General features: G+C 66.7%; 13 protein-coding genes and 1 tRNA gene. All 14 read left to right on the forward strand.

Going from position 1 to position 11,257, the window contains the following annotated elements:
• The first annotated feature begins 6 nt into the window (after nucleotides 1-6).
• The 14 genes from rpmF (at nucleotide 7) to AC5P9P_RS00710 (ending at nucleotide 11,249) form a co-directional block, all read left to right on the forward strand.
• Nucleotides 7-201: a 50S ribosomal protein L32 gene (rpmF, locus tag AC5P9P_RS00645; protein WP_005408308.1), complete on the forward strand. Its 195-nt coding sequence runs from the start codon at nucleotides 7-9 to the stop codon at nucleotides 199-201.
• A 91-nt stretch (nucleotides 202-292) separates the two neighbouring features.
• Nucleotides 293-1,270 carry a beta-ketoacyl-ACP synthase III gene (locus AC5P9P_RS00650; protein ID WP_005408309.1) on the forward strand — a complete coding sequence of 326 codons (978 nt, stop codon included), beginning with the start codon at nucleotides 293-295 and terminating at the stop codon, nucleotides 1,268-1,270.
• Between the two features lie 78 nt (nucleotides 1,271-1,348).
• Nucleotides 1,349-2,131 carry a BUD32 family EKC/KEOPS complex subunit gene (locus AC5P9P_RS00655; protein ID WP_005408310.1) on the forward strand — a complete coding sequence of 261 codons (783 nt, stop codon included), beginning with the start codon at nucleotides 1,349-1,351 and terminating at the stop codon, nucleotides 2,129-2,131.
• Between the two features lie 256 nt (nucleotides 2,132-2,387).
• On the forward strand, nucleotides 2,388-3,332 hold the full coding sequence (gene fabD, locus AC5P9P_RS00660; RefSeq protein WP_495232558.1) for an ACP S-malonyltransferase: 945 nt from the start codon (nucleotides 2,388-2,390) through the stop codon (nucleotides 3,330-3,332).
• An 82-nt stretch (nucleotides 3,333-3,414) separates the two neighbouring features.
• The gene (gene fabG / locus AC5P9P_RS00665) at nucleotides 3,415-4,158 is read left to right on the forward strand and encodes a 3-oxoacyl-ACP reductase FabG (protein WP_005408312.1); all 744 of its coding nucleotides are present in this window, start codon (nucleotides 3,415-3,417) and stop codon (nucleotides 4,156-4,158) included.
• Nucleotides 4,159-4,310: 152 nt separating this feature from the next.
• Nucleotides 4,311-4,550, forward strand: coding sequence for an acyl carrier protein (gene acpP, locus AC5P9P_RS00670; RefSeq protein ID WP_005408313.1), 240 nt, complete (start codon nucleotides 4,311-4,313; stop codon nucleotides 4,548-4,550).
• A gap of 143 nt (nucleotides 4,551-4,693) precedes the next feature.
• Nucleotides 4,694-5,956 (forward strand): beta-ketoacyl-ACP synthase II, encoded by a 1,263-nt coding sequence (gene fabF, locus AC5P9P_RS00675; RefSeq protein ID WP_012479290.1) that lies wholly within the window; start codon nucleotides 4,694-4,696, stop codon nucleotides 5,954-5,956.
• 190 nt (nucleotides 5,957-6,146) lie between these two features.
• Complete coding sequence (locus AC5P9P_RS00680; RefSeq protein WP_049431467.1) at nucleotides 6,147-7,511, forward strand: aminodeoxychorismate synthase component I; 1,365 nt, start codon at nucleotides 6,147-6,149, stop codon at nucleotides 7,509-7,511.
• 197 nt (nucleotides 7,512-7,708) lie between these two features.
• Nucleotides 7,709-8,770: an endolytic transglycosylase MltG gene (gene mltG, locus AC5P9P_RS00685; RefSeq protein WP_049431471.1), complete on the forward strand. Its 1,062-nt coding sequence runs from the start codon at nucleotides 7,709-7,711 to the stop codon at nucleotides 8,768-8,770.
• Entirely contained in the window at nucleotides 8,767-9,432 is a 666-nt protein-coding gene (gene tmk / locus AC5P9P_RS00690) for a dTMP kinase (protein WP_049403322.1), read from the forward strand. Before mltG ends, tmk begins: the two co-directional genes overlap by 4 nt.
• On the forward strand, nucleotides 9,429-10,385 hold the full coding sequence (locus AC5P9P_RS00695; RefSeq protein ID WP_033835181.1) for a DNA polymerase III subunit delta': 957 nt from the start codon (nucleotides 9,429-9,431) through the stop codon (nucleotides 10,383-10,385). The genes tmk and AC5P9P_RS00695 overlap by 4 nt, the downstream gene beginning before the upstream one ends.
• Nucleotides 10,382-10,735, forward strand: coding sequence for a PilZ domain-containing protein (locus tag AC5P9P_RS00700; RefSeq protein WP_005412452.1), 354 nt, complete (start codon nucleotides 10,382-10,384; stop codon nucleotides 10,733-10,735). Before AC5P9P_RS00695 ends, AC5P9P_RS00700 begins: the two co-directional genes overlap by 4 nt.
• A gap of 111 nt (nucleotides 10,736-10,846) precedes the next feature.
• Nucleotides 10,847-10,921 (forward strand) — tRNA-Val (locus AC5P9P_RS00705).
• A 106-nt stretch (nucleotides 10,922-11,027) separates the two neighbouring features.
• Nucleotides 11,028-11,249, forward strand: coding sequence for a hypothetical protein (locus tag AC5P9P_RS00710; RefSeq protein ID WP_343368829.1), 222 nt, complete (start codon nucleotides 11,028-11,030; stop codon nucleotides 11,247-11,249).
• The last annotated feature ends 8 nt before the right edge of the window (nucleotides 11,250-11,257 follow it).

An 11,257-nucleotide genomic window follows, 5' to 3' on the forward strand; every position in this document is an offset into this window, starting at 1 on the left:
AATCCCATGGCTGTGCAGAAATCCCGTGTTACCCCGTCCCGCCGCGGCCAGCGCCGTTCGCATGACGCCCTGAGCGCCAAGCAGCTGTCGACCGACCCGACCACCGGCGAAGTGCACCTGCGTCACCACATCACTGCCGACGGTTTCTACCGCGGCAAGAAGGTCATCCAGACCAAGACCTCGGCCGTCGAAGAAGATTGATGTGCCGGGAAGGCCGCTGCCCCCGGGCAGCGGCCTTTGCCTTCTTTCCCGGGCGTGCCGGTGATCGGCGGCCCGCGCAACAGGAAACATGATGAGCAAGCGGATCTACTCGAGGATCGCGGGCACCGGTAGCTATTTGCCGGAAAAAGTCCTGACCAACGCCGACCTGGAAAAAATGGTCGAAACCTCGGATGAGTGGATCCAGTCGCGCACCGGAATTCGTGAACGGCACATCGCGGCCGAAGGCGAAACCACCAGCGACCTCGGCTACCAGGCCGCGTTGCGCGCACTTGAAGCGGCCGGTATCGACGCTTCGCAGCTCGACATGATCGTGGTCGGTACGACCACGCCTGACCTCATTTTCCCCTCCACCGCGTGCCTGATCCAGGCCAAGCTCGGTGTTGCGGGGTGCCCTGCCTTTGACGTCAACGCCGCCTGCTCGGGCTTCGTGTTCGCGCTGGGCGTGGCCGACAAGTTCATCCGTTCCGGCGACTGCAGGCACGTGCTGGTGATCGGCACCGAAACGCTGACCCGCATGGTCGACTGGAACGATCGCACCACCTGCGTGCTGTTCGGCGATGGCGCCGGCGCCGTCGTGCTCAAGGCCGACGAGGAAACCGGCATCCTCAGTACCCACCTGCATGCCGACGGCAGCAAGAAGGAGCTGCTGTGGAACCCGGTGGGCGTCTCGACCGGCTTCAAGGACGGTGCCAACGGTGGCGGCACCATCAACATGAAGGGCAACGACGTGTTCAAGTACGCCGTCAAGGCGCTGGACTCGGTCGTGGACGAGACCCTGGCTGCCAATGGCCTGGACAAGTCCGACCTGGATTGGCTGATTCCGCACCAGGCCAACCTGCGCATCATCGAAGCCACCGCCAAGCGCCTGGACATGTCGATGGACCAGGTGGTGGTGACTGTCGACAAGCACGGCAACACCTCGTCCGGCTCGGTGCCTCTGGCGCTGGACGCCGCGGTGCGTTCGGGCCGCGTCGAGCGCGGCCAGCTGCTGCTGCTGGAAGCCTTCGGCGGCGGCTTCACGTGGGGTTCGGCCCTGCTGCGCTATTGATAGTGCAAGTTACGACAATGTGAAGTTTTGTCGTTACGGCCCCTCTGGGGCCGTAACGCGTTTAAAGGAGTACACGTCATGGTTGAGCCCATCGTCATCGAAGGGCAGCGCGCCTGGCTGAAGCAGTACGGCAAGGGAAGCCGCGCAGTGGCCCTGGGCCTGCTCAATTTCGTTGCCCGCCGTTTCCATCTGGACGCCCTGCGGCCACCGCCGCACCGTGGTGGTGATGCCGCGCGAGAAACCGAAGCCCGTCGCCTGGGAGAACTGCAGGCGCAGGGCGTGAACGTGCCCGACGTGCTGGGCAGCGGCCACGCCGCGCTGGTGATCGGTGACAACGGCAGCTCGTTCAATACCTGCCTGCGCCAGGCCGACGAGGCCGGCCGCGACCGGCTGGTGATGGCGGCCATGCAGGCCATCGCCGAAGCGCATGCGCGCGGCGCCTATTTCGGCCAGCCGCTGCCGCGCAACCTCACCTGGGATGGGCAGAAGGTGGGCTTCATCGACTTCGAGGAAGATCCGCTGGAAGTGATGGATCTGTCCGAAGCGCAGGCCCGCGACTGGCTGATGTTCGGTTACGGCGTGGCCAAGTACTACGCCGACCGCCCCGAGCAGCTGCAGGCGATGATGGCCGAGGCGATGGGCGAGGCCCAGGCGCCGGTGCGTGAACACGTGCACGCGGTCAGCGGCCGCCTGCGCAGCCTGGCCCGGGTCTGCATGAAGCTGGGCCGTTCAGCGCGCGCGCTGGCGCATTCGATCTTCATCGCCCATGGCGCCAGCACGGCGGGCGTACTGATGCTGGTGGGCCTGTGCGTGGACTTCCTCGCCGACGGCGACCTGGACGTGCTGCAGCTGTTCTGCTGATGGCAGGTTCGCGCTGCTGGCAGGTTGGCGCTGCCGTAGAGTCGACTGTCAGTCGACTTCCGCGCGCAGCGCGGGTTTTCAGCGGCTGATCGAAGGGCAGTCGACTGACAGTCGACTCTACCAGGGCGGGGCACCGCACCGGATGCCGGGTTGTCCCGCGGCGGCGCTCCATACGCCTGCATACGCGCACGTACAGACGACACAGCGGATTCGCCCTTATCATGGCCCGCTTCGATTGCAACAAGCGGATGACCGCGTGACCGTATCCACCCTCGCTTTTGTCTTCCCCGGCCAGGGCTCGCAGTCTGTGGGCATGGTGGCCGAGCTGGCCGAACTGCACCCGCAGGTGCGTGAAGCCTTCACCGAAGCATCCGATGGTGCCGGCGTCGACCTGTGGGCGCTGTCCCAGGGTGGCCCGGAGGAAATGCTCAACCGTACCGAATACACCCAGCCGGCCCTGCTGGCCGCGAGCATCGGCGTGTGGCGCGCCTGGAGCGCCGTGGGCGGTCCGCGCCCGTCGGTGCTGGCCGGCCACAGCCTGGGCGAGTACACCGCCCTGGTCGCCGCTGGCGCGCTGAGCCTGCATGACGGTGCGCACCTGGTGCGCCTGCGCGGCCAGCTGATGCAGGAAGCCGCACCGGCCGGTGTCGGCGCCATGGCCGCCGTGCTCGGTGCTGAAGACCAGCTGGTGCTGGACGTCTGCGCCGAAGCCGCGGGCAGCCAGGTGGTGGTGCCGGCCAACTTCAATTCGCCGGGCCAGATCGTGATCGGCGGCGACGCAGATGCGGTTGACCGCGCGCTGGCGCTGCTGGCCGGGAAGGGCGTGCGCAAGGCCGTCAAGCTGGCCGTGAGCGTGCCCTCGCACACCCCGCTGATGCGCGAAGCCGCCAACCGCCTCGCCGAAGTGATGGCTGGCCTGTCCTGGCAGGCGCCGCAGCTGCCGGTGGTGCAGAACGTGGATGCCCAGGTGCATGACGGTATCGACGCGATCCGTACCGCGCTGGTCCAGCAGCTGTACCAGCCGGTGCAGTGGACCGGGTGCGTGCAGGCGCTGGCCGGCCGCGGCATCACCCGGATCGCCGAGTGCGGCCCGGGCAAGGTGCTGACCGGCCTGGTCAAGCGCATCGACAAGGCCATCGACGGCCGTTCACTGGCCACCCCGGGCGACTTCGAAGCCGCCCGCGAGGCATGGTCGGCCTGACTCCCCCTGTTCCTGCCGACCGTACCGGTGGCCGCTGCACGCGGTACGGGTACGGCGGCCGCCCCAGCCTGAGGAAAACATCATGAGCAAGCCCCTGCAGGGTGAAATCGCACTGGTCACCGGCGCCAGCCGTGGCATTGGTGCCGCCATCGCCGATCTGCTGGCCGCCCAGGGCGCCACCGTCATCGGCACCGCCACCACCGAATCCGGCGCTGCCGCGATCGGTGAGCGCCTGGCCGCCCACGGCGGCCACGGCCGTGCACTGAACGTGACCGACGCTGCCGCGCTGGACAGCGTGCTGGACGGCATCGCCAAGGAGTTCGGCCCGATCTCGATCCTGGTCAACAATGCCGGCATCACCCGCGACAACCTGCTGATGCGCATGAAGGACGAGGACTGGGCGTCGATCATCGACACCAACCTGACCAGCGTGTTCCGCACCAGCAAGGCGGTGATGCGCGGCATGATGAAGGCACGCAAGGGCCGCATCATCAACATCGCATCGGTGGTGGGCGTGACCGGCAATGCCGGCCAGGCCAACTACGCGGCCGCCAAGGCCGGCATCATCGGCTTCAGCAAGTCGCTGGCCAAGGAAATCGGTTCGCGCGGTGTCACCGTCAATGTGGTTGCTCCCGGCTTCATCGACACTGACATGACCAAGGCGTTGCCGGAAGAAGCGCGCACCGCGCTGATCAACGACATTGCCCTCGAACGCCTGGGTTCGCCGGAGGACATCGCCCATGCGGTGGCCTTCCTGGCCAGCCCGGCTGCCGGTTACATCACCGGCGAAACCCTCCATGTGAACGGCGGCATGTACATGCCGTAAGCAAGGGGCGCAGGGATTGCGCCGCAAGTGGTTGATCTGCTGAGGTTTTTGCTGCGATGCAAGGCCGCGCCGGTTTCCACTACACTATCCCACGGCCATCGCCTTTGATGGCGACCACTTTTGAACCACAACTCCATCTGGAGCGAGATCCCATGAGCACCATCGAAGAACGCGTCAAGAAAATCGTCGTCGAACAGCTTGGCGTCAAGGAAGAAGAAGTCACCAACAGCGCATCGTTCGTCGATGACCTGGGCGCTGACTCGCTGGACACCGTCGAGCTGGTGATGGCCCTGGAAGAAGAATTCGAGTGCGAGATCCCGGACGAAGAAGCCGAGAAGATCAGCACCGTGCAGGCCGCCATCGACTACGTCAAGGCCCACGTCAAGGCCTGATGTCAGACGGCAGTGCGCGTGCAGGTATTTCCTTGCCGCGCACCGCACCCCATGGGGCCGCTGTTGCGGCCCCGTGTGTTTGAGCATCACATCGAAGCAAACCGAGTTGCCCGTAGAAATCATCCGGGTCAGGAGAAACAGCAATGAAGCGTCGCGTCGTCGTAACCGGCCTGGGTATCGTCTCGCCGTTGGGCAATGATCTGGCCAGCAGCTGGGAAGGCATCACCCACGGTCGTTCGGGCATCGGTCCGCTGACCAACGTTGCTGATGCCTACGTGGATCGGTTCACCACCAAGATTGCAGGTGAGGTCAAGGGATTCGACATCACCGCCGACAATGAACTGTTCGGCAAGTTCCGGGTCAGCGGCAAGGATGCCAAGAAGATGGACCCGTTCATCCATTACGGCCTCGGTGCCTCGTTCATGGCCCTGCATGATTCGGGCCTGGAGATCACCGACGCCAATGCCGAGCGCATCGGCGCCATCGTCGGCGCCGGCATCGGCGGCCTGCTCGGCATCGAAGAGCAGACCATCGAGTTCCACGAGGGCAAGAAGATCTCGCCCTTCTACGTACCCAAGACCATCATCAACATGCTGCCGGGCCAGCTGAGCATCATCACCGGCCTGAAGGGTCCGTCGTTCTCGGCGGTCTCGGCGTGCGCGACCTCGAACCACTCGATCGGTACCGCGATGCGCATGATCCAGTACGGCGATGCTGACGTGATGGTGGTCGGCGGTGCCGAGCGTGGCTCGTCGCCGACCGCGCTGGGCGGCTTCTGCGCGATGAAGGCCATGAGCACCCGCAACGATGCCCCGGAACAGGCCTCGCGCCCGTGGGACAAGGACCGTGACGGCTTCGTGCTGGGCGACGGCGCCGGCATCCTGATCCTGGAAGAGTACGAGCACGCCAAGGCACGTGGCGCGAAGATCTACTGCGAACTGGCCGGCTTCGGCGCCAGCTCCGACGCGTACCACATGACCGCGCCGAGCGAGAACGGCGAAGGCGCCGCGCGCTGCATGGTCATGGCCATGAAGGACGCCGGCGTGACCCCGGAGCAGGTGGGTTACCTCAACGCGCACGGCACCTCCACGCCGCTGGGCGACCTGGGCGAGACCATGGCGATGAAGACCGCCTTCGGCGACCACGCCTACAAGATGATGGTCAGCTCCACCAAGTCGATGACCGGCCACCTGCTGGGCGCTGCCGGCGGCGTGGAAGCGATCTTCTCGGTGATGGCGCTGCAGGACAACGTCATTCCGCCGACCATCAACCTGGAACAGCCGGGCGAAGGCTGCGACCTGGACTACGTACCGAACGAAGCACGCCAGGCCAAGGTGGACGTGGTGATGTCCAATGGCTTCGGCTTCGGCGGCACCAACGGCACGCTGATCTTCAAGCGCGTCTGACCGGTGCGGTAGGTTGTAGAGTCGACTGTCAGTCGACTGCCCTTCGATCCGCCGCGGTGATCGTTGATGGGAAAGCAGTCGACTGTCAGTCGACTCTACCCATCGGCAATCCGACAAACGGATCAACGCCGTGCACCACGGAGCCGCCGCAAGGCGGCTTCCGTGCATCTGAATTCCCGAACTGGCTGCCATGACCCACGCACCGCTGATCCACCCGCTGCCGCACCCGATCGATCTGCTGGCCCTGCAGCAGCACGACCCGGCGCGCTTCCCGCTGCTGATGGAATCCACCGCCTCGGGCACCGCCCAGGGCCGCTGGAGCCTGCTGCTGGCCGCGCAGGGCGATGGCCTGCGGCTGGATGCCGACGGCCAGGTGCGCGACCAGCACGACGTGGTGCAGCCCGGCACGTTCCTGCAGGCACTGGATCGCGCCTGGCAGCATGAGCGCCTGCCGCATGACGGCAGCCACAGCCTGCCGTTCCGCGGCGGCTGGGCGTTGATGCTCGATTACGAAGTGGCCAGCCAGATCGAACCGGTGCTGCCGGCGCGTGCTCGCGAGGATGGCCGCCCGACCGCGCTGGCGCTGCGCTGCCCGGCGGCGGTGCTGCATGACCACCACAACGATGCCAGCTTCGTCATCGCCGAAGCCGGCGAGCAGGCGTTGCTGGATGCGCTGGTGGCACTGGCCTCGGCCGCGCTGCCCGAAGCCGGGCAGGGCTGGCAGCCACCGCAGGCGGTCGGCGAGGACGCGCCGCAGCGTTTCACTGATGGCGTGCGCCGGGTGATCGAGTACCTGCGCGCCGGCGACGTGTTCCAGGTGAACCTGTCGCGGCGCTGGAACGCGCAGTTCGCTGCGCCGGTCAGCCCGCAGGCGCTGTACGCACAGCTGCGTCGTGCCAACCCGGCGCCGTTTGCCGGCCTGTTCAGCGCGCACGGCCGCCATGTGGTCAGTTCCTCGCCGGAGCGGCTGGTGTCGGTGCACGCCGGCCATGCGCAGACCCGTCCGATTGCCGGTACCCGTCCACGCTTCGAAGGCGACGACGATGCCGCGCGCATCCAGGAGCTGGTCGGCCACCCCAAGGAGCGTGCCGAGCACGTGATGCTGATCGACCTGGAGCGCAACGACCTGGGCCGCATCTGCCTGCCGGGCACCGTGGTGGTCGATGAGCTGATGACCGTGGAGAGCTACGCGCACGTGCACCACATCGTCAGCAACGTCAGCGGCCATCTGCGCCCGCAGGTCACGCCCGGCGAGGTGATCGCCGCCACGTTCCCGGGTGGCACCATCACCGGCTGCCCGAAGGTGCGCTGCATGCAGATCATCAGCGAGCTGGAGCAGATGCCGCGCGGTGCCTATACCGGCGCGTTCGGCTGGCTGAACCGCGATGGCGACCTGGACCTGAACATCCTGATCCGTACCGCCGAAGTGGATGGTCACGAGGTGAGCTTCCGCACCGGCGCCGGCATCGTGGTCGATTCGGACCCGGACAAGGAGCTGGACGAGACCCGCGCCAAGGCTCGCGGCCTGCTGCGCGCACTGGGCCAGCAGGGGTAGTGCCGGCCGCTGGCCGGCAACCTCATTCATCCACGATCCACGCGATTGCCGGCCAGCGGCAGGCGCTACCGGTACCGGCGGGTGCCGTTGTTCCGGTGGGTGCCGACCGTTGGTCGGCACGGCTGCGTGGCCCCGGTCATGACCCCAATCCACCGGCACGGTATCCTGCACGACGGAATCGAGTTCAGAGGTAGTCCATGGCGGGAGCCAAGCGCGGGTGTCTGTTCGTGGTAACGCTGGTGGTGGTGCTGGGCGCCGTCGTCGCCGGCGTGGGCGCGTGGTTCTTCTACCAGCAGACGCGTTTCGCCGATGCCCCGATCACCCCGACTGCCGAGAGCATGGTCATCGCCAGCGGCGATGGCATGAACAGCGTGCTGCGCAAGCTGCGCGATGCCGGCGTGGACGAGGGCCAGGACACCCAGTGGCAGCTGCTGGCGCGCCAGCTTGATGCCGCCGGCAAGCTGAAGGTGGGCGAGTACGCGCTCAATGGCGAGCTGACCCCGCGCGAGCTGCTGCTGCGCATGCGCGCCGGCAAGGTGCTGCAGCACCGCGTCACCATCGTCGAGGGCTGGAATATCCGCCAGCTGCGCGCCGCGCTCAAGCGCGCCGAGCCGCTGCTGCACACCACCGACAATCTTGATGATGCCGCGCTGATGCAGCGCCTCGGCTTCGGTGGCCAGCATCCGGAAGGCCGCTTCCTGCCGGAGACCTATGTCTACCAGCGTGGCGACAGCGATCTGGACGTGCTCAAGCGCGCCCATGCCGCAATGGAAAAGGCGCTGGACGAAGCGTGGGAAAGCCGCGCGCCGGACCTGCCGATCAACACGCCCTACGAACTGCTGACGATGGCCTCGATCATCGAGAAGGAAACTGCGCTGGCCAGCGAACGCCCGCAGATTGCCGGCGTGTTCATGCGCCGCCTGAAGATCGGCATGCGCCTGCAGACCGACCCGACCGTGATCTACGGCCTCGGTGCCGCGTATGACGGCAACATCCGCCGTCGCGACCTGACCACCGATACGCCGTACAACACCTATACCCGTGCCGGCCTGACCCCGACCCCGATCGCGATGCCCAGCCGCGACGCGCTGATGGCGGCCGCGCAACCCGCGGCGGGCGACGCGCTGTACTTCGTCGCCGTGGGCGATGGCAGCGGCGCGCACGTGTTCTCGCCCAGCCTGGACCAGCACAACGCCGCAGTCGCCCGCTACCTGCAGCAGCTGCGCCAGCAACGTACCCAGGAGACCCCGGCGCAATGAGTCCCGCGCTGCTTCGCCACCCGCGTTTCGTCAGCCTGGAAGGCGGCGAGGGCGCGGGCAAGACCACCGCCATCAATGCCATCCGTGACTGCCTGCGCAGCCACGGTCATGAGGTGGTACTGACCCGCGAGCCGGGCGGTACGCCGCTGGCCGAGCGCATCCGTGGCCTGGTGCTGAAACCGGATGCCGAGATCGCCGCCGAACCGCTCAGCGCCGAAGCCGAGCTGCTGCTGGTGTTCGCCGCGCGCGCGCAGCATGTGCGCCAGGTGATCCAGCCGGCGCTGCAGCGCGGTGCCTATGTGCTGAGCGATCGCTTTACCGATTCCAGCTATGCCTACCAGGGCGGTGGCCGTGGCCTCGATCCGCAGTGGATTGCCGATCTGGAGCGCCGCGCAGTGGGCCTGCTGCCGGGCCTGACCCTGCTGCTGGACGTGGACGTGGCCGTCGGCCGGGCACGCGCCAATGGCCGTGACCTGTGGCCGGACCGCATCGAGAGCGAACAGGATGATTTCTTCCAGCGCGTGCGCGAAGTGTTCCGCAGCCGTGCGCAGCAGGATCCGCAGCGCTTTGCGTTGATTGATGCGGGCCAGGAGCAGGCGCGCGTGGCCGCCGATGTGGTCGCGAGTGTCGAGCGCTGGCTGCAGGACGGGGAGGGCGCATGAGCACGTTTTCGCCCTGGCAGCAGCGCGCGTTCGACCAGACCGTGGCCGCGCTCGATGCGGGTCGCCTCGGCCATGGCCTGCTGATCTGCGGGCCGGCCGGGCTGGGCAAGCGTGAGGTGGCGCTGGCGTTGGCCGACCACGTGCTGGCGCGCGGGGACGCCGCGCACGCCACGCGCACGCGCCAGCTGATCGCCGCCGGTACCCATCCGGACCTGCAGCTGGTCAGCTTCATTCCGAACAAGAGCGGCGACAAGCTGCGTACCGAGATCGTCATCGAGCAGGTGCGCGAGATCACCGACAAGCTGGCGCTGACCCCGCAGTACGGCGTGGCGCAGGTGGTGATCGTGGACCCGGCCGATGCGATCAACCGCTCGGCCGCCAACGCGCTGCTGAAGACGCTGGAAGAGCCGCAGCCCGGCCGCTACCTGTGGCTGATCAGCAGCGACCCGGCGCGCCTGCCGCAGACCATCCGCAGCCGTTGCCAGCGCCTGGAATTCAAGCTGCCGCCGCAGCACGAAGCGCTGGCCTGGCTGCAGCAGCAGGGCCACAGCGAAGCATTGGCGCGCGAAGCGCTGGAGGCCGCCCGCGGCCATGCCGGCCAGGCCGACAACTGGCTGCGCGAAGACGGCCTGAGCCTGCGCCGCGAAGTCGGTCGAGATCTGGAACAGCTGGCCGCCGGCAAGACCGGCGCGGTGGAGCTGGCGCAGAAGTGGTGTGGTGACGACAACGCGGCGCTGCGCCTGCGCTTTGCCGCCGACCTGGCGCTGGCTCAGGCCAGCACCGATGCCTTGACCACGCCGGAGCGATTGCACAAGCTTGCAGCCTGGTTCGATGCGGCCAACCGCACCCGCGACCTGCTGCGCACCACGGTGCGTGCAGACCTTGCGGTGGTCGAGTTGCTGCTGGCCTGGAACAAGGTGAACGAGCGGCCTGCCGCAAGGGGAAATCGATGAGTGCCAGCAACGCCCGCCAGGGCATCCTGTCCCTGGCCGTGAAGGACAAAGCCGCGCTGTACAGCGCGTACATGCCGTTCGTGAAGAACGGCGGCATCTTCGTGCCCACGCCCAAGCGCTACTTCCTGGGCGACGAGGTGTTCCTGCTGCTGACCCTGCCCGATTCCAGCGAGCGCCTGCCGGTGGCCGGCAAGGTGATCTGGGTGACCCCGGCCGGCGCGCAGGGTAACCGCACCGCCGGCATCGGCGTGCAGCTCGCCGACGGTGCCGAAGGCGAGGGCGTGCGCCACAAGATCGAGACCCTGCTGGCCGGGCTTACCGGCTCGGACAAGCCGACCCACACGATGTGAGGTGGCGCCGGGCCATGCGGCTGCATGCCTCGAAACGCCCGTGAACACGAATGTGAAAAAGTGTTGACGGCCTCTGAAAAGCCCCTATAATGAGCGGCTCAGCAACACACCGGGCGGTTAGCTCAGCGGTAGAGCATTGCCTTCACACGGCAAGGGTCACAGGTTCGATCCCTGTACCGCCCACCAAGTAAATCCCTGATTTTTCAGGTGACATGAAGAAGCCGGCCTTGAGCCGGCTTTTTCGTAACTGCAGGGTAACAGCACGCCGCTTTCTTCATCCCAAGGAGGTCATATGAAGCTTTCTCTGCGTACGGTACGTATCCAACCAGCCACCGAAGGCGAAGATTCCCCTTCGATCGGTGCGGAGCTGACCATCCTCTTTCCCAATGCTGGGGATAATGTCCTGATTGCGGGCTCTATCGGAGTCACCTTCTCTCACCCGGCACCGGAAACGCTGACATTTGCAGAGATCGAGCCGCTGGCTGTCGCAGAGGTCCTTGCTGCTCTCGGCTGATTTCCATA

This window comes from Stenotrophomonas sp. YJH_SMC_14-1 (assembly GCF_059372275.1).